The organism is Streptomyces neyagawaensis (assembly GCF_023516595.1).
In the GTDB taxonomy this organism is placed as follows: Bacteria; Actinomycetota; Actinomycetes; order Streptomycetales; family Streptomycetaceae; genus Streptomyces; species Streptomyces neyagawaensis.
The window spans coordinates 72,363-95,536 of sequence record NZ_JAMGBG010000078.1 but is presented as its reverse complement, the minus strand read 5'-3'; the positions used below and the strand labels follow the sequence as shown (position 1 = coordinate 95,536).

General features: G+C 71.0%; 23 protein-coding genes. 21 read left to right on the top strand and 2 right to left on the bottom strand.

Features of this window, described 5'->3' with window-relative positions; all coding sequences use genetic code 11:
* Window positions 1-18: 18 nt before the first annotated feature.
* Together M8J73_RS29315 and ffh are read left to right on the top strand one after the other, a co-directional pair.
* Window positions 19-2,478, top strand: coding sequence for a [protein-PII] uridylyltransferase (locus M8J73_RS29315; protein ID WP_055541808.1), 2,460 nt, complete (start codon window positions 19-21; stop codon window positions 2,476-2,478).
* 142 nt (window positions 2,479-2,620) lie between these two features.
* Entirely contained in the window at window positions 2,621-4,183 is a 1,563-nt protein-coding gene (gene ffh, locus M8J73_RS29310; RefSeq protein ID WP_055541809.1) for a signal recognition particle protein, read from the top strand.
* A gap of 375 nt (window positions 4,184-4,558) precedes the next feature.
* Here the strand turns inward: ffh and M8J73_RS29305 are convergent, their stop codons facing one another.
* Window positions 4,559-5,416: an SAM-dependent methyltransferase gene (locus tag M8J73_RS29305; protein ID WP_079055148.1), complete on the bottom strand. Its 858-nt coding sequence runs from the start codon at window positions 5,414-5,416 to the stop codon at window positions 4,559-4,561.
* A gap of 202 nt (window positions 5,417-5,618) precedes the next feature.
* Here M8J73_RS29305 and proS point away from each other — a divergent pair, with 202 nt between their 5' ends.
* The 18 genes from proS (at window position 5,619) to M8J73_RS29215 (ending at window position 20,712) form a co-directional block, all read left to right on the top strand.
* Window positions 5,619-7,034, top strand: a complete 1,416-nt coding sequence (proS, locus tag M8J73_RS29300; RefSeq protein WP_055541810.1) for a proline--tRNA ligase — start codon at window positions 5,619-5,621, stop codon at window positions 7,032-7,034.
* Between the two features lie 259 nt (window positions 7,035-7,293).
* Complete coding sequence (locus M8J73_RS29295) at window positions 7,294-7,890, top strand: hypothetical protein (protein WP_055541811.1); 597 nt, start codon at window positions 7,294-7,296, stop codon at window positions 7,888-7,890.
* A 358-nt stretch (window positions 7,891-8,248) separates the two neighbouring features.
* Window positions 8,249-8,677: a 30S ribosomal protein S16 gene (gene rpsP / locus M8J73_RS29290; RefSeq protein ID WP_055517138.1), complete on the top strand. Its 429-nt coding sequence runs from the start codon at window positions 8,249-8,251 to the stop codon at window positions 8,675-8,677.
* A 2-nt stretch (window positions 8,678-8,679) separates the two neighbouring features.
* The gene (locus M8J73_RS29285) at window positions 8,680-8,919 is read left to right on the top strand and encodes an RNA-binding protein (RefSeq protein ID WP_033526925.1); all 240 of its coding nucleotides are present in this window, start codon (window positions 8,680-8,682) and stop codon (window positions 8,917-8,919) included.
* Between the two features lie 103 nt (window positions 8,920-9,022).
* Window positions 9,023-9,565, top strand: a complete 543-nt coding sequence (rimM, locus tag M8J73_RS29280; RefSeq protein WP_055541812.1) for a ribosome maturation factor RimM — start codon at window positions 9,023-9,025, stop codon at window positions 9,563-9,565.
* Window positions 9,565-10,398, top strand: coding sequence for a tRNA (guanosine(37)-N1)-methyltransferase TrmD (gene trmD, locus M8J73_RS29275; protein WP_055541813.1), 834 nt, complete (start codon window positions 9,565-9,567; stop codon window positions 10,396-10,398). Before rimM ends, trmD begins: the two co-directional genes overlap by 1 nt.
* 134 nt (window positions 10,399-10,532) lie before the next feature.
* Window positions 10,533-10,883, top strand: a complete 351-nt coding sequence (gene rplS, locus M8J73_RS29270; RefSeq protein WP_033526928.1) for a 50S ribosomal protein L19 — start codon at window positions 10,533-10,535, stop codon at window positions 10,881-10,883.
* Window positions 10,884-10,929: 46 nt separating this feature from the next.
* Window positions 10,930-11,676, top strand: coding sequence for a signal peptidase I (gene lepB / locus M8J73_RS29265; protein WP_055541814.1), 747 nt, complete (start codon window positions 10,930-10,932; stop codon window positions 11,674-11,676).
* On the top strand, window positions 11,669-12,787 hold the full coding sequence (gene lepB, locus M8J73_RS29260; RefSeq protein WP_055541815.1) for a signal peptidase I: 1,119 nt from the start codon (window positions 11,669-11,671) through the stop codon (window positions 12,785-12,787). Before lepB (M8J73_RS29265) ends, lepB (M8J73_RS29260) begins: the two co-directional genes overlap by 8 nt.
* Window positions 12,753-13,643 (top strand): signal peptidase I, encoded by an 891-nt coding sequence (lepB, locus tag M8J73_RS29255; protein WP_055541816.1) that lies wholly within the window; start codon window positions 12,753-12,755, stop codon window positions 13,641-13,643. The genes lepB (M8J73_RS29260) and lepB (M8J73_RS29255) overlap by 35 nt, the downstream gene beginning before the upstream one ends.
* Before the next feature lie 81 nt (window positions 13,644-13,724).
* Window positions 13,725-14,468: a signal peptidase I gene (gene lepB / locus M8J73_RS29250; RefSeq protein WP_055541817.1), complete on the top strand. Its 744-nt coding sequence runs from the start codon at window positions 13,725-13,727 to the stop codon at window positions 14,466-14,468.
* 145 nt (window positions 14,469-14,613) lie between these two features.
* A complete protein-coding gene (locus M8J73_RS29245) occupies window positions 14,614-15,099 on the top strand; it encodes an NUDIX hydrolase (RefSeq protein WP_240501643.1) in 486 nt (161 codons plus the stop codon).
* 56 nt (window positions 15,100-15,155) lie between these two features.
* A complete protein-coding gene (locus tag M8J73_RS29240; protein ID WP_005311352.1) occupies window positions 15,156-15,464 on the top strand; it encodes a DUF2469 domain-containing protein in 309 nt (102 codons plus the stop codon).
* A gap of 199 nt (window positions 15,465-15,663) precedes the next feature.
* The gene (locus M8J73_RS29235; RefSeq protein ID WP_055541818.1) at window positions 15,664-16,029 is read left to right on the top strand and encodes a YraN family protein; all 366 of its coding nucleotides are present in this window, start codon (window positions 15,664-15,666) and stop codon (window positions 16,027-16,029) included.
* A complete protein-coding gene (locus tag M8J73_RS29230) occupies window positions 16,029-17,651 on the top strand; it encodes a YifB family Mg chelatase-like AAA ATPase (protein WP_055541819.1) in 1,623 nt (540 codons plus the stop codon). The genes M8J73_RS29235 and M8J73_RS29230 overlap by 1 nt, the downstream gene beginning before the upstream one ends.
* Before the next feature lie 29 nt (window positions 17,652-17,680).
* Window positions 17,681-18,838 carry a DNA-processing protein DprA gene (gene dprA, locus M8J73_RS29225; protein WP_079055149.1) on the top strand — a complete coding sequence of 386 codons (1,158 nt, stop codon included), beginning with the start codon at window positions 17,681-17,683 and terminating at the stop codon, window positions 18,836-18,838.
* Window positions 18,839-19,110: 272 nt separating this feature from the next.
* The gene (gene whiG / locus M8J73_RS29220) at window positions 19,111-19,947 is read left to right on the top strand and encodes an RNA polymerase sigma factor WhiG (RefSeq protein ID WP_055541821.1); all 837 of its coding nucleotides are present in this window, start codon (window positions 19,111-19,113) and stop codon (window positions 19,945-19,947) included.
* 207 nt (window positions 19,948-20,154) lie between these two features.
* The gene (locus tag M8J73_RS29215; RefSeq protein WP_055517162.1) at window positions 20,155-20,712 is read left to right on the top strand and encodes a TetR/AcrR family transcriptional regulator; all 558 of its coding nucleotides are present in this window, start codon (window positions 20,155-20,157) and stop codon (window positions 20,710-20,712) included.
* A gap of 317 nt (window positions 20,713-21,029) precedes the next feature.
* On the opposite strand, the gene M8J73_RS29210 is transcribed toward M8J73_RS29215, so the two are convergent.
* Window positions 21,030-21,566 carry a M23 family metallopeptidase gene (locus tag M8J73_RS29210; protein ID WP_240501814.1) on the bottom strand — a complete coding sequence of 179 codons (537 nt, stop codon included), beginning with the start codon at window positions 21,564-21,566 and terminating at the stop codon, window positions 21,030-21,032.
* 582 nt (window positions 21,567-22,148) lie between these two features.
* Here M8J73_RS29210 and rpsB point away from each other — a divergent pair.
* Window positions 22,149-23,030: a 30S ribosomal protein S2 gene (rpsB, locus tag M8J73_RS29205; protein WP_249829280.1), complete on the top strand. Its 882-nt coding sequence runs from the start codon at window positions 22,149-22,151 to the stop codon at window positions 23,028-23,030.
* The last annotated feature ends 144 nt before the right edge of the window (window positions 23,031-23,174 follow it).

The following is a 23,174-nucleotide window of genomic DNA, read 5'->3' as shown; positions in this document are numbered from 1 at the left end:
AAGAACAGGAGTCGCTGGGTGACGAGTACGGACGTACGTACGGATGCAGAGGACTCGGGACCCAGCGGCTACGCGGCGGCCCGGCTGCGCCTCCTCCAGGAGGAGGTGCGGCCCGGGCCGCCGCGCCGTGCCGCCCTCGCCGAGCTGACCGACGACTGGCTCGCCGGACTCTTCGGCGCGGGCGTCGGCGAGCTGCGGGGCGCCTCCCTCGTCGCCGTCGGCGGATACGGGCGCGGTGAGCTGTCCCCCCGCAGCGACCTCGATCTGCTGCTCCTGCACGACGGGTCCGACGACAAGGCCGTGGCCGCCCTCGCCGACCGCATCTGGTACCCGGTGTGGGACCTGGGGCTCGCCCTCGACCACTCGGTCCGCACCCCCGCCGAGGCCCGCAAGACCGCCGCCGAGGACCTCAAGGTGCAGCTGGGGCTGCTGGACGCCCGGCACCTCGCCGGTGACCTCGGACTCACCGCCGGACTGCGCACCGCCGTCCTCGCCGACTGGCGCAACCAGGCGCCCAAGCGCCTCCCCGAGCTCCAGGAGCTGTGCGCCGAGCGCGGCGAGCGGCAGGGGGAGCTGCAGTACCTCCTCGAACCCGACCTGAAGGAGGCGCGCGGCGGGCTGCGCGACGCCACCGCCCTCCGCGCGGTCGCCGCCTCGTGGCTCGCCGACGCCCCGCGCGAGGGGCTCGCCGACGCCCGGCGCCGCCTCCTCGACGTACGGGACGCGCTGCACCTCACCACCGGGCGCGCCACCGACCGGCTCGCGCTCCAGGAGCAGGACCAGGTCGCGGCCGACCTGGGGCTGTTGGACGCCGACACCCTGCTGCGTCAGGTGTACGAGGCGGCGCGGGTCATCTCGTACGCCAGCGATGTCACCTGGCGTGAAGTGGGGCGCGTGCTGCGTTCGCGCGCCGTGCGGCCCCGGCTGCGCGCCATGCTCGGCGGCGGTAAGCCGGTCGCCGAGCGGTCACCGCTGGCCGAGGGCGTGGTCGAACAGGACGGCGAGGTCGTGCTCGCGCGCGCCGCCCGGCCCGAACGCGACCCGGTGCTGCCCCTGCGGGCCGCCGCCGCGGCGGCCCAGGCCGGACTGCCGCTGTCCCTGCACGCCGTGCGGCGGCTCGCGGCCACCGCACGCCCGCTGCCCACGCCCTGGCCCGCCGAGGCGAGGGAGCAGCTCGTCACCCTGCTGGGGTCCGGGCGGCCGACCGTCGACGTCTGGGAGGCCCTGGAGGCCGAGGGGCTCATCACCCGCCTGCTGCCCGACTGGGAGCGCGTCCGCTGCCGCCCGCAGCGCAACGCCGTCCACATCTGGACCGTCGACCGGCACCTCATCGAGACCGCCGTCCGCGCCTCCGCGCTGACCCGCCGGGTCCACCGGCCCGACCTCCTCCTCGTCGCCGCGCTGCTGCACGACATCGGCAAGGGCTGGCCCGGGGACCACTCCGTGGCCGGGGAGATCATCGCCAAGGACGTGGCGGCCAGGATCGGCTTCGACCGCGAGGACGTGGCCGTGCTCGCCACCCTCGTCCGCCACCACCTGCTGCTCGTCGACACCGCCACCCGGCGTGACCTGGAGGACCCGGCCACCGTGCGGTCCGTGGCCGAGGCCGTCGGGTCGCCGGGCACCCTCGAACTGCTGCACGCCCTCACCGAGTCGGACGCCCTGGCGACCGGGCCGGCCGCATGGTCGTCGTGGCGGGCCTCACTCGTGTCCGACCTGGTCCAGCGGGTCGCCGCGCTGTTCGCCGGGGACGTCCCGGAGGAGCCGGAGCCCGCCGCGCCCACCGCGGAGCAGGAGCGGCTCGCCGTCGAGGCGTTCCGCACCGGCGGCCCCGTCCTGTCGCTGCGCGCGCAGACGGAGGCGCCGGCGGAGGACAACGACGACACGGACGAGAAGACCGACCCGGAGCCGCTCGGCGTCGAGCTCCTCATCGCCGTGCCCGACCAGCCCGGCGTCCTGCCCGCCGTCGCCGGTGTCCTCGCCATGCACCGGCTCACGGTGCGCACGGCGGAGCTCCGGGCGCTCGACCTGCCGGACGGCGTCGAGGGCTCCGTCCTGCTGCTGAACTGGCGGGTCGCCGCCGAGTACGGCTCGCTGCCCCAGGCGGCCCGCCTCCGCGCCGACCTCGTCCGGGCCCTCGAGGGCTCGCTGGACATCGCGGGACGGCTCGCCGAGCGCGACGCCGCCTACCCCCGGCGCCGGGGCGTGGTCGCGCCCCCGCCGCGCGTCACGGTGGCCGCGGCCGCCTCCCGGCACGCCACGGTCATCGAGGTCCGCGCCCAGGACGCCCCGGGTCTGCTGCACCGCATCGGGCAGGCGCTGGAGGACGCGCGCGTGCGGGTGCGCAGCGCCCACGTCAGCACGCTCGGCGCCAACGCGGTGGACGCCTTCTACGTCACCGGCCGTGACGGTAGCCCCCTCCCGGGCGACGACGCGGCGTCCGTGGCGCGGAAACTGGAGGAGACACTGCGCGGCTGAACCACGGGGTCACGGGGCCGCGACCTGCTCCGTGACCCCGGGCCGGGCATCGTTGTCCACAGGGGTGGAGACCCGACCACACCCAGACAGATACCCTGGAGGGCACGTCAGACTGCCCCCGACTCCGAGGACCGACACCGCCGTGTTCGATACGCTCTCCGATCGCCTCTCAGCGACTTTCAAGAACCTGCGCGGCAAGGGGCGCCTCTCCGAGGCGGACATCGACGCCACGGCACGCGAGATCCGCATCGCGCTCCTCGAGGCGGACGTGGCGCTGCCGGTCGTCCGGGGCTTCATCAAGAACGTCAAGGAGCGGGCGCTCGGCTCCGAGGTCTCCAAGGCGCTCAACCCCGCCCAGCAGGTCCTCAAGATCGTCAACGAGGAGCTGGTCGGGATCCTCGGCGGCGAGACCCGCCGCCTCCGCTTCGCCAAGAACCCGCCGACCGTGATCATGCTCGCGGGTCTCCAGGGTGCCGGTAAGACGACCCTCGCGGGCAAGCTCGGCAGGTGGCTGAAGGAGCAGGGCCACTCCCCGCTGCTGGTCGCCTGTGACCTCCAGCGGCCGAACGCGGTGAACCAGCTGAGCGTCGTCGCCGAGCGCGCGGGTGTGGCGGTCTACGCCCCCGAGCCGGGCAACGGCGTGGGCGACCCGGTCAAGGTCGCCAAGGACTCCATCGAGTTCGCGAAGTCGAAGGTCCACGACATCGTGGTCGTCGACACCGCCGGTCGCCTCGGCATCGACCAGGAGATGATGCAGCAGGCGGCGGACATCAGGGACGCCGTCTCCCCGGACGAGATCCTCTTCGTCGTCGACGCGATGATCGGTCAGGACGCGGTCAACACCGCCGAGGCCTTCCGTGACGGCGTCGGCTTCGACGGCGTGGTGCTCTCCAAGCTCGACGGTGACGCCCGCGGTGGTGCCGCCCTGTCGATCCGCCAGGTCACCGGCAAGCCGATCATGTTCGCGTCGAACGGCGAGAAGCTCGACGACTTCGACCAGTTCCACCCGGACCGGATGGCCTCCCGCATCCTCGACATGGGTGACCTGCTCACCCTGATCGAGCAGGCGGAGAAGACCTTCAGCCAGGAAGAGGCCGCCAAGATGGCCTCCAAGCTGGCGTCCAAGAAGGGGCAGGACTTCACCCTCGACGACTTCCTGGCCCAGATGGAGCAGGTCAGGAAGATGGGCAGCATCAGCAAGCTGCTCGGCATGCTGCCCGGCATGGGTCAGATCAAGGACCAGATCAACAGCATCGACGAGCGCGACGTCGACCGCACCGCTGCGATCATCAAGTCGATGACCCCGGGTGAGCGCCAGGACCCGACGATCATCAACGGCTCCCGCCGGGCCCGCATCGCCAAGGGTTCCGGTGTCGAGGTCAGCGCGGTGAAGAACCTGGTCGAGCGGTTCTTCGAGGCCCGCAAGATGATGTCCCGCATGGCCCAGGGCGGCGGGATGCCCGGGATGCCGGGCATCCCCGGCATGGGCGGCGGCCCCGGCCGGTCCAAGAAGCAGCCCAAGCAGGCCAAGGGCAAGCAGCGCTCCGGCAACCCGATGAAGCGCAAGCAGCAGGAGCAGGAGGAGGCCGCTCGCCGGGCGGCCGCCGCCCAGGGTGGCGCTCCGGGCGGTGCCTTCGGTCTGCCGGGCCAGCAGGCCGGGAAGGACTTCGAACTGCCGGACGAGTTCAAGAAGTTCATGGGCTGACGGGTCGCCCGCGTTCGACCGCGCCGCCCGCGTTCGCGGCCGTGTACGGTCCCGGGCCCACACACGCCACTGGGGGCGCCCTCCGAGCGGAGGGCGCCCCCAGTGGCGTGTCAGGTGTGGCGGCGGGCGCCGCGCGATCGGCCGGGGGGTGTGGCCGGGCGTGCGGCGCCCGTGCCGTGCGTGGACGGCACATTCGTGGTTGTCGGCATCCGAATGCGTGGTTCGGCCGGACGGTGCGTCAGGCTATGAGGATGGTGCTCCATTTCGCGAAGTGAGAGGCACCCCGTCCCGCTTTCTCCACACCATTCACACGTGCATCGGCCGAAAGTGTGGAAGACCTTCTCAGCGCACCCATGTCGGGGCCGTTCCCGCCGCTCAGGGTGTCCGCGCGATCAGATAGCGGAACACGTTCGGCATCCACACCGTGCCGTCCGGACGGCGGTAGGGGTGCAGGGCCTCGGCCAGTTCCTTGTTCACCTGGACCGGGTCAGTGCTCGCGATCGCCGCGTCGAACAGCCCCGTCGACAGCAGCCCCCGCACCGCGTTGTCCATGTTCGCGTACCCGAAGGGGCAGGCCACGCGCCCGGAGCCGTCCGGCCTGAGGCCGGCCCGCTGGGCGACCTCCTCCAGGTCGTCCCGCAGCGCCAGGCGCCAGCCGGCGGTGCCGCGCAGCGGATCGGCGAGCTTGGTGGCGACGCGGAGCACCGTGGACGTGGCGCAGCGCTCGGGGGGACCCCATCCCACGAGCACCACGGGGGCACCCCGCCCGGCGAGCGGGGTCGCGCGGGCGAGCAGCTCGCCCAGGCCCTCGGAGTCCCCGGCCAGACAGCCGATCGGCTCGAATGCGGTCACCACGTTGTACGGAGCACCGGAGGCCCCGGCCGCGTCCTCGGGAGCGCCCTCCACGACGCGGGCGTCGGCACGCGCGTGTGCGCCCCAGCCCTCCGGCAGCAGCCGCTCCCGCGCGAGAGCCGTTCTCTCGGGCGACGACCCGTCGACACCGGTGACCGCGGCGCCCCGCGACGCCGCCATCAGCAGGGCGAGCCCCGACCCGCAGCCGAGGCCCAGCAGCCGGGTGCCGGTGCCCACGTCGAGCCGGCGGTAGACCGCCTCGTAGAGCGGCACCAGCATCCGTTCCTGGATCTCGGCCCAGTCCCGCGCACGTGCACACTGGTCCACACGGGGTGCGGTCCCCGGGCGAGGCTGTTGCTGCCGCACCAGCGTAGGTGTCATATCGAAAGCGCCCCAATCCGCCGAGAGTTGTCTCTGTGCCCGTTTTCAGGGCCCCCGTGACAGTGCGCTCGCACTCCCCCCGTATGCCAGATAACTCCGCACATGGCGTGCCGTCCAGGGGTCGCGGACACCGGTTTGCGGACTGTCTACGCGTGGATAAAAGAATTCACATCCCCGCAACGTGGGCCCGTACGATCGCGGCATGGCTAAAGCACCCGTTCTCACCCCCCGGGCGGACGACTTCCCGCGCTGGTACCAGGATCTGATCGCCAAGGCGGAGCTGGCCGACAACGGCCCGGTGCGCGGCACCATGGTCATCCGACCGTACGGGTACGGGATCTGGGAGCGGATGCAGCGGGAGATGGACGCCCGGATCAAGGAGACGGGCACGCAGAACGCGTACTTCCCCCTCCTGATCCCGCAGTCGTACCTGACCAGGGAGGCCGAGCACGTCGAGGGCTTCGCGCCCGAACTGGCGGTGGTGACGCACGGCGGCGGCAAGGAGCTCGAGGAGCCCGCGGTGGTCCGCCCCACCTCAGAGATGATCATCAACGACTACTTCTCGAAGTGGATCCAGAGCTACCGCGACCTCCCCCTGCTGATCAATCAGTGGGCCAACGTGGTCCGTTGGGAATTGAGGCCCCGGCTGTTCCTGCGCACCAGTGAATTCCTCTGGCAGGAGGGCCACACGGCGCACGCGACGTACGAGGAGGCGCGCGACTTCGCCGCGCACATCCATCGGGAGGTCTACGAGGACTTCATGGTGAATGTCCTCGCGATGGATGTCGTCCCCGGTCGCAAGACCGTCAAGGAGCGCTTCGCGGGCGCCATCAACACCCTCACCCTCGAAGGCATGATGGGCGACGGCAAGGCCCTGCAGATGGCCACCAGCCATGAGTTGGGCCAGAACTTCGCCAAGGCCTTCACCACCCAGTACCTGTCGAAGGAGGGCAAGCAGGAGCTCGTCTGGCAGACCTCCTGGGGCTCCACCACCCGCATGATCGGCGCCCTGGTGATGATGCACGGCGACGACAACGGCCTGCGGGTCCCGCCGCGCCTCGCCCACATCCAGGCCGTCGTCCTCGCGATCAAGGGCGACGATGCGGTTCTGGCCAAGGTCCGCGAGATCGGCGACCGGCTGAAGGCCGCGGGCGTACGCGTCCACGTGGACGACCGCACGGACGTCCCGTTCGGCCGCCGCGCCGTCGACTGGGAGCTGAAGGGCGTCCCCGTCCGCATCGAGGTCGGCCCCCGCGACCTGGAGAACGGCACCGCGATGCTCGCCCGCCGGATCCCCGGCGGCAAGGAAGCGGTTGCGCTCGACTCCCTCGTGGGGCTGCTGCCCACGGTCCTCGAGGAGGACCAGGCACTGCTCCTGAGGCAGTCGCGCGAGCGCCGGGAGTCCCGTACGACCGAGGTGTCGACGATCGGCGAGGCCATCGAGGCCGCCGGCGCGGGCGGCTGGGCGCGCATCCCCTGGGCCGTGCTCGGCGAGGAGGGTGAGGCCGAGCTCGCGGAGCACGCCGCGAGCGTACGGTGTCTGGTCGCCGAGGACGGGTCGGTGCCCGACTCCTACGACGCACCCGGTAACGTCGCGGTCGTGGCGCGCGCTTACTAGAGCGATCCGTTCCGTCGCGAGAGCGACCGAAACGCCCCTTGCGTATCTGACGACCACAGGTGCCCCGGCGCGCGGACCTTGTCTACGCGCCGGGGCTACGTGTTACTACGTACCGCCTTGCGTGGAGCTGCGAGGCTTCTCCGCAGATCAGCGCACCCGCCCTCGTCGGGTCGCACTAGCGGCAACTGACGGGTACGTGCAAATTATTTGGGATGCCCCGGAATCGGAACACAGGGGCACTCAGGCTCGTTGTCATTACGTGAGCACGACACAGACACCACCCGTTCTCGCCGCAGAACTGGCGCAGGCGTGGGCCGACATTCAGCGGTACCACCCCGAGTTGCCGGATCTTGCCGCCCCCGAGTCCCTGATCGGGGAGTCGTCGTCCGCATGCGGGCACGAACTCTCCTTCGAGCGACTGCTCCATGAGGCAGTCCATGGCATCGCCGCCGCCCGAGGGGTCCGTGACACCTCCCGCGCCGGCCGCTACCACAACCGGAGATTCCTCGCGATCGCCGAGGAACTGGGTCTCGACCACCCCGAGGAACCGCATCCCAGCAGCGGCTTCTCGCTGGTCACCCTCAACCCCGAGGCGAAGCGTCGCTACCGCCCGACCATCGAGAAACTGCAGCGCGCCCTGAAGGCCCACACGGCGGCCACCTCCGCCGACACGGCCCGCAGCTTCCGGGGCCCGGCCGCCCGTCACGGCTCCTCCGGCGGAGGCGTCCGGGTCAAGGCGGTCTGCGACTGCGGACGCAACGTCCGGGTCGTCCCCTCCGTACTCGCCCAGGCACCCATCGTCTGCGGCGGCTGCGGAAAGCCCTTCCGGATCCCGGAGGTCGTGGGCGCGGCGTGACGCGACGACGAACTGAACAGACGGCTGCTCGTGGCGGCCGTACCAGTGAGTCGTCCGTCGAGTCGTACAGCGAGCCTCACGTCGAGTCGGGAGTGGAGGGTGCCGTCCCGGCGGCATCCTCTACGCGCCGGTGAGCGCGACGCACCCCTGGCGCGGGGTGCCGCTCAGGCATGGCCGCACGCGGCCCCTCGCGGCAAGCGCGACCCGTGGGGTGTGGCACAATGGCTAGCTGTACTCGACAGTCGCACAGGACCCCTCTCTCCTCCGGCTGACGCGTCCATCGGGCACTCGGGTACCGCAACCCCACGCGGCATTCTCGCCGTGCCCAACCACGTCAATTCCAGGAGAACCCACTCCCGTGGCAGTCAAGATCAAGCTGAAGCGTCTGGGCAAGATCCGTTCGCCTCACTACCGCATCGTCGTCGCCGACTCCCGTACCCGTCGTGACGGTCGTGCGATCGAGGAGATCGGCAAGTACCACCCGACGTACAACCCCTCGGTCATCGAGGTCGACGCGGACCGCGTCGCCTACTGGCTGGGTGTCGGCGCGCAGCCGACCGAGCCCGTGCTCGCCATCCTGAAGAAGACCGGCGACTGGCAGAAGTTCAAGGGCGAGCCCGCCCCGGCGCCGCTCCTCGTCGCCGAGCCGAAGTCCACGCGCCCGTCGTTCGAGGCCCTCGGCGGCGACGACGAGGGCAAGGGTGAGGCGATCACCCAGAAGAAGAAGGCTGAGAAGAAGGACGAGGCCGCGGCCGAGTCTTCTTCGTCTGAGTCGACCGAGGCCTGAGCATGCTCGAGGAGGCTCTCGAGCACCTCGTCAAGGGCATCGTCGACTACCCCGACGACGTACAGGTCGCCTCGCGCAACCTGCGTCGCGGGCGCGTCCTCGAGGTCCGGGTCCACCCCGATGACCTCGGCAAGGTGATCGGCCGCAACGGCCGTACCGCCCGCGCCCTGCGCACCGTCGTGGGTGCCATCGGCGGCCGCGGAGTCCGTGTCGACCTCGTCGACGTGGATCACGTCCGCTGACGCAATTCGCAGCACCGGCTCGGGCCGGGGAAGGCCATCGAGCCGTCCCCGGCCCGACGTCGTACGGTCGTCCGGACCGTCCGATGACAGGAGATCAAGCACAGTGCAGCTGGTAGTCGCACGGATCGGCCGCGCCCACGGCATCAAGGGCGAGGTCACCGTCGAGGTACGTACCGACGAGCCGGAGCTGAGGCTCGCGCCCGGCGCCGTACTGGCCACCGACCCCGCCTCGACGGGGCCCCTCACCATCGAGACCGGCCGGGTGCACAGCGGCCGCCTCCTGCTGCGCTTCGAGGGCGTGAAGGACCGCAACGCCGCCGAGGCGCTGCGCAACACCCTCCTGATCGCCGAGGTGGACCCGGAGGAACTCCCCGAGGAAGAGGACGAGTACTACGACCACCAGCTGATCGACCTCGACGTGGTCACCAAGGACGGGATCGAGGTCGGCCGGATCACCGAGATCTCGCACCTGCCCTCCCAGGACCTCTTCATCGTCGAGCGGCCCGACGGCAGCGAGGTGATGATCCCCTTCGTCGAGGAGATCGTCACCGAGATCGACCTCGAGGAGCAGCGCGCGGTCATCGACCCGCCGGCCGGACTGATCGACGACCGCGCGGAGATCGCGTCGTCGCGGGACGAGGCCTGATGCGGCTCGACGTCGTCACGATCTTCCCCGAGTACCTCGACCCCCTGAACGTCTCCCTCGTCGGGAAGGCACGCGCGCGTGGACAGCTGAATGTGCACGTGCATGATCTGCGCTCCTGGACGTACGACCGGCACAACACCGTCGACGACACGCCCTACGGCGGCGGCCCCGGCATGGTCATGAAGACCGAACCCTGGGGCGATGCACTGGACTCCGTCCTCGCCGACGGCTACGAGACCGGCGCCCGCCGACCCGCCCTCATCGTCCCCACCCCGAGCGGCCGCCCGTTCACCCAGACCCTCGCCGTCGAACTCTCCGAGCGGCCCTGGCTGATCTTCACCCCGGCCCGCTACGAGGGCATCGACCGCCGTGTCATCGACGAGTACGCCACCCGTATGCCCGTGTACGAGGTGTCCATCGGCGACTACGTGCTCGCCGGCGGCGAGGCGGCCGTCCTCGTCATCACGGAGGCCGTGGCGCGTCTGCTGCCCGGTGTCCTCGGCAACGCCGCGTCCCACCAGGACGACTCCTTCGCGCCCGGCGCCATGGCCAACCTCCTGGAGGGGCCGGTCTACACGAAGCCGCCCGAGTGGCGCGGCCGGGACATCCCCGATGTGCTGCTCAGCGGCCACCACGGCAAGATCGCGCGCTGGCGCCGGGACGAGGCACTGAGGCGCACGACGGCCAACCGGCCCGACCTCATCGAGCGCTGCGACCCCAAGGCCTTCGACAAGAAGGACCGGGAGATGCTCTCCATCCTCGGCTGGGCACCCGACCCCGAGGGCGAGCCCCACGGCCGATTTTGGCGTCGGCTGGAGGGCGTGGAAGAATAGGCCGCTGTTGTGCGTCGTCCGGCGCGCGCCCCTGCCACAGGGGGACACGACGCCCGCCCCGACACGGACAGCATCCTCTTGGAAAACCTAGCTCCCGCCTATGACCTGTGGCATGGGCGAAGAAAGCAGACGCAATGTCTCACCTGCTCGACTCCCTCGACTCCGCGTCGCTGCGCAGCGACATCCCGGCCTTCCGCCCGGGTGACACCGTCAACGTCCACGTCCGCGTCATCGAGGGCAACCGCTCCCGTGTGCAGCAGTTCAAGGGCGTTGTGATCCGCCGCCAGGGCGCCGGTGTCCGCGAGACCTTCACGGTCCGCAAGGTCTCGTTCTCCGTCGGCGTGGAGCGCACCTTCCCGGTGCACACCCCGATCGTCGAGAAGATCGAGCTCGTCACCCGCGGTGACGTCCGTCGCGCCAAGCTGTACTACCTGCGCGAGCTGCGCGGCAAGGCGGCGAAGATCAAGGAGAAGCGCGACAACTGAGCGCGCGCCCACGTGTCATAGAGGGGCCGGATACGATCTGGCCCCGATGGACACCGAGGCACAGCAGTACAAGGAGCGCGACCGCTCCCCCCGCCCTTCCGAAGCCGGGACGTCATCCGTCCCGGCCGGTTCCGAGGAGACCTCGGACACGGAGCGGCCGGAGGGGCGGTCGCGTTTCGTGTGGGCGGGCCGGGCCGCCGAGTCCGTTCCGGGTGGGCGATACACCCTTGCCGTACTGATCTGCCTGCTTTTTCTGACGCTCTTCAGCAACTTCGTGATGCAGCCGTTCCAGATTCCCAGCAGCTCCATGGAGCGTTCATTGAGGATCGGGGACCGCGTTCTCGTAAATAAGTTGGCGTACCGTTTCGGTTCTGAGCCGCGGCGAGGTGACGTCGTCGTCTTCGACGGCACCGGCTACTTCGGGAACGCCGACTACATCAAGCGCGTTGTCGGCGTGGGGGGAGATCGGGTGGTCTGCTGCGACCAGGAGGGGAGGCTTGAGGTGAACGGCCGGTCGGTCGACGAGTCGTCGTTTCTGTACCCGGGGGACAGCCCATCGAGCGTGCCCTTCGACGTGGTCGTACCCGAGGGGCGTCTGTTCCTCCTCGGCGACCACCGCGGCGACTCCAGCGACTCCCGCGACCACCTGGGCTCCCCGGGTGGCGGCATGATCCCGCTCGACGCCGTGATCGGCCGGGCCGACTGGATCGCCTGGCCCGCGGACCACTGGACGCGTCTGCACCGTCCCGACGCCTACGGGCGCGTGCCCGCCGCCGGCGGTGCGCATGGGTAACCGTGGCAGGCCCCGCGGTGCCGCCAGCGCTCCGTCCGAGAATCTGCTGCCCACCGGCACCCGGCGAGCCGGCGGTGCCGCGCGGCCGAGCCGGGTCGAGCGGCGCAAGCTCGCCCGCAAGATCAAACGGCGCAGGCGCCGCTCGGCGGTCAAGGAGATCCCGCTCCTCGTCGGGGTCGCCGTCCTGATAGCGCTGGTCCTGAAGACCTTCCTCGTCCAGGCGTTCGTGATCCCGTCGGGCTCCATGGAGCAGACGATCCAGATCGGCGACCGCGTCCTGGTCGACAAGCTCACCCCGTGGTTCGGCTCGAAGCCGGTCCGGGGCGACGTCGTCGTCTTCAAGGACCCCGGCGGCTGGCTGGAGGACGAGCAGACCACGGCCACGACCGAGGACCCCATCGTCATCAAGCAGATCAAGGAGGGTTTGCAGTTCATCGGACTGCTCCCGTCCGACGACGAGAAGGACCTGATCAAGCGGGTCGTCGCGGTCGGCGGCGACACCGTCAAGTGCTGCGACCTCCAGGGCCGCGTCACCGTCAACGGCATGCCGCTGGACGAGACGGCCTACATCCACCCGGGCAACAAGCCCTCCACGCAGGAGTTCCAGGTCACCGTGCCCCAGGGACGGCTCTGGGTCATGGGCGACCACCGCGAGAATTCGGCCGATTCACGCGCCCACCAGTCGGACGACTCGAAGACGGCCCGGTTCAGCGGTACGGTCCCCATGGACTCCGTCGTCGGTAGAGCCGTGGTCATCGCCTGGCCGATCGGCCACTGGGGGCAGTTGGAGGAGCCTGACACGTTCTCCGCCGTGCCGAGCGGGTCGCCCATTGCCCTCGGCGCTTCGCATAGGGTGGCCCCCGCGGATCGAAACGGATTGATCCCCCTCCCGACCCCTGCGGAACTCCCGCTCGTTATGGGAGTGGTGGGCCTGCACCGGATGTGGCGCGGGCGGCGGTACGGCGTGAGGAGTGGATGTGGGGGATTTGGCGGTCGGCGCACGGTCCGGACACGGTGGTTCCGAGGAGCGGCCCGAGCAGTCCGACGAGGCGGCTTCCCCGGCCGCGGAGAACGCCGTGGGTTCCGAGGGTTCCGTGTCCGACGGGAGTGACCACCCGGACGGGGCGGACGGCGGGGAGGACACCCGGACCTCGACGGACGACGGCGAGCAGAACCGTGCGCCCAAGAAGAAACAGCGCTCCTTCTGGAAGGAACTGCCGATCCTCATCGGGATCGCGCTGGTCCTCGCGCTGCTGATCAAGACCTTCCTGGTCCAGGCGTTCTCCATCCCGTCGGACTCGATGCAGAACACCCTCCAGGAGGGCGACCGGGTCCTGGTCGACAAGCTCACCCCCTGGTTCGGTTCCGAGCCGGAGCGCGGTGAGGTCGTCGTCTTCCACGACCCGGCCGGCTGGCTCAGGGGCGAGCCCACCCTGGAGCCCAACCCCGTGCAGCGGGTCCTCGGCTGGATCGGCCTGATGCCGTCCGCGGAGGAGAAGGACCTCATCAAGCGGGTCATCGGCGTCGCCGGCGACACCGTGGAGTGCAAGGGCACGGGCCCCCTGAAGGTCAACGGCAAGGCGCTGAACGAGCCGTATGTGTACCCGGGCAACACTCCCTGCACCGTCGACGACACCGGCGGCCAGTTCAAGGTGAAGGTACCCGAGGGCAAAATCTGGGTCATGGGTGACCACCGGCAGAACTCGCTGGACTCCCGCTACCACCAGAACGACAAGAACAAGGGCATGGTCCCCGTGGACAATGTCGTCGGCCGCGCCGTCGTGGTCGCCTGGCCGCCCACCCGCTGGTCCACGCTGCCGATTCCCGACACCTTCGACCAGAACCTGAGCGCCGCCGCGCCCGGCGCGCTCGGTCTCGCGGGCGCGGTTCCCCTGGTGCTGTGGCGCCGGCGCCGTCTCCTCGCGGCCGAGAGCCCGAGGGTTTCTGGCACGGGTACCGCCGGGTAGGGTGCCGTCCCAGATCGCCGATCAACCGTGGCTCCGCACGGCGCCCGGGCGATCGAATCTCCGAACTGGGGGAGCACTGGGATGAGCGGGACGACAGGCCGTACGGACGAGGGCCGCGGACGGCTCGGCAGCAAGCTGTCGGGGCTGGCCGTGGCCCTCGGCTGTGTGCTGTTCCTCGGCGGCTTCCTGTGGGGTGCCGTTATCTACCAGCCCTACACGGTGCCGACCGACTCCATGTCGCCCACCATCACCTCCGGCGACCGCATCCTGGCCCAGCGGGTCGACGGCGCCGACGTCCAGCGCGGTGACGTCGTGGTCTTCCGGGAGGAGGCCTGGGGCAACTCGCCCATGGTCAAGCGGGTCGTCGCCGTCGGCGGGGACACGGTCGCCTGCTGCACCGACGGCAAGCTGACCGTCAACGGCAAGAAGATCGACGAGGGGTATCTGCCGAAGGGGCAGGACGCCGAGCTGACCGGCATCCCCGAGATCACCGTCCCCAAGGGCCGCCTCTTCCTCCTCGGTGACGAACGCAGCGGCTCCCTGGACTCCACCGCCCACCTGACCGAGGCCGGCCAGGGCACGGTGCCGCGGGGCAACGTCGACGCGCGCGTGGACGCCGTCGTTTGGCCCATGGACGGCATGCTGGCCCGCCCCACGGGCTTCGAGAAGCTGGGCGCGCTGTCCTCTCCCGGCCCGCTGCGGCTGATCACCGCCGCGCTGGTCGTGGGCATGCTGCTGGTCCTGGGCGGCGCGGCCTACGGCCCCGTGGCCAAGCGGCTCGGCGGCCGCGACCGTACGCCGACGGAGCCCGCCCGTGTCGGCTGAGCCGTCGCGTGAGCCGTCGTACGGTGCGTCGCCGAAGCCGCCGTACGCGCAGCCGCCGGTGTCGCCGCACGGGGCCACGTACAGCTCGTACGGCGGTGACGACCGGGATGCCGGGGACGCGGCCGAGGACACCTACGAGGGCGGGCTGCGCACGGTGGCCCGGCTGATCCTGCTGGATCCACTGGACCGGATCCTCCTGCTGCACGGGCATGAACCGGACGATCCGTCGGACGACTGGTGGTTCACCCCCGGCGGCGGCGTCGAGGGCACGGAGACCCTGGAGGAGGCCGCGCTGCGGGAGCTCGCCGAGGAGACCGGGATCACGGACGCGGAACTCGGCCAGGTCCTCTGGCGGCGGAGGTGCTCCTTCCCCTTCGCCGGGCGCCGCTGGGACCAGGACGAGTGGTACTTCCTGGCCCGCACGGCCGTCGCACACCAGCCGCTGCCCGGCGCGGCGGGCCTGACCGAGCTGGAACGGCGCAGTGTCGCGGGAGCACGTTGGTGGACGTGCGGGGAACTCACCCGCACGCATGAGACTGTGTACCCGACCAGACTCGCCGAACTGCTGCGCACGCTGCTCGACGAGGGTCCCCCGGCCCAGCCCGTGGTCCTCGAGACCGAAATTGTCTAGAGGCGTGCGGGGCTGGCGCACAATGGGGGGATCGCACGGCTGAAGGGGAACATGCCATGAGCGCCGAGGACCTCGAGAAGTACGAGACCGAGATGGAGCTGAAGCTCTACCGGGAGTACCGCGATGTCGTCGGTCTGTTCAAATACGTGATCGAGACCGAGCGGCGCTTCTACCTCACCAACGACTACGAGATGCAGGTGCACTCGGTGCAGGGCGAGGTGTTCTTCGAGGTGTCCATGGCGGACGCCTGGGTGTGGGACATGTACCGCCCGGCCCGGTTCGTGAAGCAGGTGCGGGTGCTCACGTTCAAGGACGTGAACATCGAGGAGCTCAACAAGAGCGATCTGGAGCTGCCGGGCAGCTGAGGCCGGGGTCGGCGTCGGGGGGCCGGGTGTCGGCGTCGGGGGCGCATGGGCATCGGGTGTTGAGGCGGGGCGCCGCTGGGCCGCGGGCGCTGTCGTCCTCCGTGTGGGTGGCGAGGTTGTCCACAATCGTCGGCTTGTCCACCAAGATCCAATAGCGGGCGGGGACGCCCTCAGTGTTGGCGCCGGAGGTGGTGCCGACATGGGCAACGCACGAGGAGCACTCGGCAGGTACGGCGAGGAGCTGGCCGCACGGCGGCTGGCCGGGGCCGGGATGACCGTCCTGGAGCGCAACTGGCGCTGCGGCAGGACCGGTGAGATCGACATCGTGGCCAGGGACGGCGACGCGCTGGTCGTCTGCGAGGTCAAGACCCGAAGGGCCGGCCCCTTCGAACACCCGATGGCGGCCGTCACGACCACCAAGGCGGAACGCCTGCGCGGCCTCGCCGAACGCTGGCTCCAGGAACACGGAGGGGCTCCACCGGGCGGCGTCCGCATCGACGTCGTGGGAGTCGTCCTGCCCCACCGCGGTGCACCCGTCGTGGAACACGTGCGGGGGGTGGCCTGATGGGATTCGCCCGCACCTGCTCCGTGGCCCTCGTGGGCGTCGAGGGCGTCGTCGTCGAGGTCCAGGCGGACCTCGAACCGGGCGTGGCGGCGTTCACGCTCGTGGGCCTACCGGACAAGAGCCTGACGGAGAGCAAGGACCGGGTCAGGGCGGCGGTGGTGAACTCCGGCGCCGAGTGGCCCCAGAAGAAGCTGACCGTGGGGCTGAGTCCCGCGTCGGTGCCCAAGGCCGGCAGCGGCTTCGACGTGGCGGTCGCCTGTGCGGTCCTGGGCGCCTCCGAACGGATCGATCCACGGGTGCTCTCCGACATCGTGATGATCGGTGAGCTGGGACTCGACGGGAGGGTCCGCCCGGTGCGGGGCGTCCTGCCCGCTGTCCTGGCCGCCGCGGAAGCCGGGTACGAACAAGTGGTCGTGCCGGAGTGCTCCGCCGCGGAGGCGTCCTTGGTGCCCGGGGTGTCGGTGCTGGGCGTTCGCACCTTGCGGCAACTGATCGCCGTGCTCGCCGATGAGCCCGTGCCGGACGAGGAGCCCGACGAGGGACGTCCGGATCCCCTGCTGGCGGGGCTGCGCATGCCGGGCACGGGCGCCGCCACCGGCATGCACACCACGGGCGCCGCCCAGCAGGACCAGGGCCACGACCTTGCCGACGTCGTCGGGCAGCTCGCGGCGCGGACCGCGGTCGAGGTGGCGGCAGCGGGCGGACACCACCTCTTCCTGGAAGGCCCACCGGGCGCAGGGAAGACGATGCTCGCGGAGCGACTGCCGGCCATCCTGCCGGAACTGGGCCGGGAGGAGTCCTTGGAGGTCACGGCCGTCCACTCGATCGCCGGGCTGCTGCCGGTGGGAAAACCGCTGGTGGACACGGCGCCCTACTGTGCGCCGCATCACTCGGCGACGATGCAGGCCCTCGTCGGGGGAGGCCAGGGCATCGCCCGGCCCGGCGCGGTGTCGTTGGCACACCGCGGGGTGCTCTTCCTGGATGAGACTCCCGAGTTCAGCAGTCAGGCGCTGGACGCCCTGCGGCAGCCATTGGAGGCGGGCCACGTCGTGATCGCGCGCAGTGCCGGGGTCGTCCGGTTCCCCGCGAAATTCCTCATGGTGCTCGCGGCCAATCCCTGCCCGTGCGGGCGTTTCTCCCGGACCGACGATCTGTGCGAGTGCCCGCCATCCTCGATCCGTCGGTATCAGGCCCGGTTGTCCGGGCCGTTGCTGGACCGAGTCGATCTGCGTGTCGAGATCGACCGGGTCACCCGATCCGAGCTCACCCAGCGAGGCGCCCGAGGCGAATCCACGGCGACGGTCGCAGCCCGGGTGCGCGCGGCCAGGGAACGAGCCGCACTGCGACTGGCCGGCACGCCGTGGCGGACGAACAGCGAGATCCCCGGGCGTGAGCTGCGCAGCAGGTGGCATGCGGCGCCCGGTGCCATGGACGAGGCCGAGCGAAGCCTGGAGAGGGGCATCCTGACGGCGCGGGGACTGGACCGGGTTCTGCGGGTCGCCTGGACGATCTCGGACCTTGTCGGCCACGAACGTCCCGACGCGGCGGACGTCAACCTGGCTCTGCAACTGCGCACCGGCGTTCCGCGTGGAGTGCCCATGGCGATCGGAGCCCTGGTATGAAGCCGGAGCAACGCGCGGGTGGGTGGGCCATGACCGGTGGTGCCTTGGACGCCGAGCGGGTCGATCGGGCCTTCCTCGCCCGTGTCATCGAACCCGGGGACGAGCTCGCCGGGCGATGGCTGCGGGAACTGGGAGCCGGAGAGACCGCGCGGCGGCTTTCCGAGGGCGGTGGGCCGCTGCCGGGGGCGTCGGAGAAGCGGTGGGCGGGGCTGCGGTCCCGCGCCGCACGCGCCGACCCCGCGCGTGACCTCGCGGACGCGGCGACGGCCGGCGTCAGGTTTCTCGTGCCCGGGGACGTCGAGTGGCCGGGGCAGCTGGACGATCTGGGCGACGGGAGACCGGTCGGGATCTGGGTGCGGGGCACGGCACATGCCCGGATGTGGGCCCTGCGGTCCGTGGCCGTGGTCGGGGCCAGGGCCTGCACGGAGTACGGGGCGCACATGGCGGCCGTACTGGGGGCGGGGCTGGCCGAGCGCGGCTGGGTGGTGGTGTCCGGCGGCGCCTACGGCGTCGACGGTGCCGCTCACCGGGGCGTGCTCGGGGTCGGCGGGGCCACCGTCGCCGTGCTGGCCTGCGGGGTGGACCGGCCGTATCCACGGGGTCATGCCCAGTTGATCAACAGGATCGCCGAACAGGGGCTCGTGGTGGGGGAACTGCCCCCGGGGGAGCATCCCACCCAGAGCCGCTTCATCCTGCGGAACAGGGTCATCGCCGCCCTCACCAGAGGCACCGTGGTCGTCGAGGCGGCTCACCGCAGCGGCGCCCTGGTCACCGCGCGGGCCGCACAGCGGTTGGGGCGGTTCACGATGGGCGTGCCCGGACCGGCGACCTCGGCCCTGTCGGCGGGGGTGCACGAGCTGCTGCGCGGCGACGCGGTGCTCGTGTCGGACGCCGCGGAGATCGTCGAGCTGGTCGGCGACATGGGCGAGCTGGCGCCCGCCAAACGGGGCCCCGTTCTCCCGCGTGACCTGCTCGAACCCGGTGCGCGACAGGTGCTCGCCGCGCTGCCGGGGCGGGGCGCGGCGGCCGTCGACGCGGTGGCCAGGGGCGCCGGGACGACCGTGGACGACGCGGTCGGGAGACTGTACGAACTCCGCGCACTTGGTTACGTCGAACGACACGGCGACAGCTGGAAGTTGACACGCCAGGCGATGATCTCCGTTTCTTCGGATCGGAGGCCAAGGTGACCATGCGTGTTCGGCCGTCCGGGGGAACGTCGACAGCCTTGCGGTTTCCGGCAGTTGGGCCCGGCGCCTCCGTCACGCAGTGCGACCGGGGCGACCTCGGAGCGCTCCCAGCGGAACGTATCTGCGCGCGGGTGATCCCTCGACCTTCGCGCACTGCGACTCCCCAGTCACGCTACGCTCACGAGGATTCCGACTCAGGCAGGCATCTCGACATCAGACCGACAGCTCACCCAGGCACCCCCAGTTCACAGCAGAACGGCACAAGGCGACGAATGCCCCAGCACACCTCCGGGTCTGACCGGGCGGCGGTACCGTCCGCCGCTCGCGGCACCGTGCGCCCGCCCGCCCCCTCGACACTCGACGAGCTGTGGCGGACGTACAAGACGACGAACGACGAACGACTGCGCGAGCAGCTGATCCTCCACTACTCACCCCTGGTGAAGTACGTCGCGGGCCGGGTGAGCGTCGGCCTGCCGGCCAACGTCGAGCAGGCGGACTTCGTCTCCTCCGGGGTCTTCGGGCTCATCGACGCGATCGAGAAGTTCGACATCGATCGGGAGATCAAGTTCGAGACGTACGCGATCACCCGGATCCGGGGCGCGATGATCGACGAGCTGCGCGCGCTGGACTGGATCCCGCGCTCCGTGCGGCAGAAGGCACGCAATGTGGAGCGGGCCTACGCCACCCTGGAGTCCCGCCTCAGACGCACCCCCTCCGAGGGGGAGGTCGCCGCCGAGATGGGTATTCCGGTCGACGAACTGCACTCCGTCTTCAGCCAGTTGTCGCTGGCCAACGTGGTGGCCCTGGAGGAGCTGCTGCACGTCGGGGGCGAGGGCGGTGACCGGCTGAGCCTGATGGACACGCTGGAGGACACCGCCGCGGACAACCCGGTCGAGGTGGCGGAGGACCGGGAGCTGCGCAGGTTCCTGGCGCGGGCCATCAACACACTGCCCGAGCGGGAGAAGACCGTCGTCACGCTGTACTACTACGAGGGGCTCACACTCGCCGAGATCGGCAACGTGCTCGGGGTGACCGAGAGCCGGGTGAGCCAGATCCACACGAAGTCGGTGCTACAGCTGCGGGCCAAGCTGGCGAGTTTCGGCCGTTGAGCCGCCGGGCGCGGGCGCGGGCGAGGGCGCCGGGGCCGGCGCTGGGGGGCCAGGTGCCCGGGTTGCCCGGGCAGTGGGGGATCGGAGCGGTAGGGGTGGGGGAGGGCCGGCCGATGGCTGGAGGGGCGGCCGGTCGCGGGAAGGCACTCCCGTGGGTGGCGCTCCGTCCGTAGAGTGGTTTACGTGCCAAGGATTCGAGCGGCCTCCGTGGCCGAGCACCGGTCGATGCAGCGAGCCGCCCTGCTGGACGCGGCGCGGTCCCTGCTGTCCGAGGGTGGGACCGAGGCGTTGACGTTCCCGGCCCTCGCCGAGCGGACGGGGCTGGCGCGGTCGTCCGTCTATGAGTACTTCCGGTCCCGGGCAGCCGTGGTCGAGGAACTGTGCGAGGTCGACTTTCCTCTCTGGTCGGCGGAGGTCGAGGCGGCGATGGCGGCCGTCGACCGGCCCGAGGAGAAGGTCGAGGCATACGTCCGCAAGCAGTTGGAGCTGGTCGGGGATCGGCGGCACCGGGCCGTGGTGGCGATCTCGGCGAGTGAGCTGGACGCGGGTGCCCGGGAGAAGATCCGCGCCGCGCACGGCGGGCTGATCGCGATGATCGTCGAGGCGCTGGCGGCGTTGGGGCAGGCGGAGCCCAGGTTGGCCGCGATGTTGCTCCAGGGGGTCGTGGACGCGGCTGTGCGGCGGATCGAGCTGGGGGCGGCGGAGGAACCGGCCGCCATCACCGACGCGGCGGTCGCGATGGCCCTGCGGGGCGTCCGCGGCTGACCGCCGGTGCCCGTCGGTACGGGGTGGATGCGGCCCGGCTTTGCGGCCGGGCGGCGGAGGTAGGGCGTGAGAGCGGGGGCAGGGTGCCGTCCGCTGGCTGGCTCCGCTGGGCCATCGGGTGGCGGTGGGGCCCTGGCCACCAGGAGGGCACGACATGCGCTTGCTGAGCTCGGCCGGCCCCGCACCCCACGGCACCAGGGTGTGGCTGGTGAGCGAGTCCCTTCTCGGTGTCGGCTCGGCCGCGCGTCCGCAGCCGTGCGGGTCTGGTGACGTGGGCCGTCCTGGCCCGCACCCGGGCGTCGGAAGCGGCGGGGCCGTTATGCCGGGATCGGGAGCAGGCGGGACGGGGCTCTGCGGAGTAGCCAGGGTGGGAGCAGGGACAAGGGGTTCAGGTAAGTGTCCGCTCTGCGGAGGCCCCAGTGAAGGCAGGCCGTGGGGCAGTGGGAGGGGGAGGCCTCCAGGGTGCCGAGGATGTCTCCCGGGGCCACCTCGTCGCCCTTTCGTACGGATGCCCGGACCGGTTGATAGGTGGTCCGGAGCGGAGGGTCGCCCGTGTTCTCCAGTTCGACCGAGATGACCCCTCGGCCTGCCACCCGGCCCGCGAAGGACACCACACCCGGGGCGATGGCCCGGACGGGCGAGCCGGCGGGGGCCGACAGGTCGACGCCTCGGTGGCCGCGGGCATAGGTGGTCGGCGGGGGCTCCCACGCCCGTACGACCAGAGGCCGTAGACCCACCGGCCATGCGCGGCCGATCGCCGGGACCGGGCCGACCGTGTCCACCCCGGTCGCCCCACCGGACGGGTCCGGCGCGCCCGGAGCCGCGTGCGGCGCCGGAGTCCACGCCATGGCCATGAGCACGGCCAACAGCCCCGCCGACACCGCCGACCTCACCGACCCCCACGACCACCCCGTCCGGTCCACCCCTCCCCGCCGAGGCGCCCGTGCCGACCCGCCCGGTCGTGGGTGCGTGTCCGGCGGTGCGAGCCACTCCAACCACCCCGGCGGCGCCAGCCACCTCGGCCAGCCCGGCCACCTCGGCCAGGCGGGCCACCTCGGTCGTCCCGGCCGCGCAAGGCGCCTCGGCCGCCTCGGCCATCTTGGCCACCCCTCCCGGCTCGGACGTTCCCGGTGGGTTTCTCGGTCGATTCGTTCGTCGGACATGCCTGAAGCGTCGCCCGAGTGGAGCGATCATGGCCGGGAACTGTGGAGTACTGGCCGGTTGTGGACATCGGCGTCACCCGGCGCCTCGCGGGTCCCGTACACTTCTGAAGGCGATCCGGGTCACCGGGTCGACTTCGCACGCCCCGGTACGTGGCCCTCAGTGGTCCGTATCAGCGCCCCTCGGTCCTTAGCGGCAACGGCGCATCGCGGGCGTCAGGCGCGAATGCCGTCCGGTGTTCGCGGCACAACCGAGAAAAATCAAGGAGAACGGCCATGGCCGTCGTCACGATGCGGGAGCTGCTGGAGAGCGGCGTCCACTTCGGTCACCAGACCCGTCGCTGGAACCCGAAGATGAAGCGCTTCATCTTCACCGAGCGCAACGGCATCTACATCATCGACCTGCTCCAGTCGCTGTCGTACATCGACCGCGCCTACGAGTTCGTCAAGGAGACCGTCGCCCACGGCGGCACGGTCATGTTCGTCGGCACGAAGAAGCAGGCGCAGGAGGCCATCGCCGAGCAGGCCACCCGCGTCGGCATGCCCTACGTCAACCAGCGCTGGCTGGGCGGCATGCTCACCAACTTCTCGACCGTCTACAAGCGTCTGCAGCGCCTCAAGGAGCTCGAGCAGATCGACTTCGAGGACGTCGCGTCGTCGGGTCTGACCAAGAAGGAGCTCCTGGTCCTCTCGCGTGAGAAGGCCAAGCTGGAGAAGACCCTCGGTGGTATCCGCGAGATGCAGAAGGTGCCCAGCGCCGTCTGGATCGTGGACACCAAGAAGGAGCACATCGCGGTCGGCGAGGCCCGGAAGCTCAACATCCCGGTCGTCGCCATCCTCGACACCAATTGCGACCCCGACGAGGTCGACTACAAGATCCCGGGCAACGACGACGCGATCCGCTCCGTCACCCTGCTCACCCGTGTGATCGCCGACGCCGTCGCCGAGGGCCTCATCGCCCGTTCCGGCGTCGCCACCGGTGAGAAGGGCGAGAAGGCCGCGGGCGAGCCCCTCGCCGAGTGGGAGCGCGACCTGCTCGAGGGCGAGAAGAAGGCGGAGGAGGCCCCGGCCGCCGCCGAGGCTCCGGCTGAGGCTCCGGCCGAGGCCCCCGCTGAGGCCGCTGCCGAGACCCCGGCCGCCGAGGCCGAGCAGGCCTGACCCGGTCAGCATCCGTCGTGTTGACGGCGGGAGCGGTGACATGAACTCCGCTCCCGCCGTTCACCCGTAGGTCAGCGCCGCGTCGGAGATCTCCATCTGGATGGGTACCGACATCCCGATGCGGATCCCGGACCGCGCGGATCT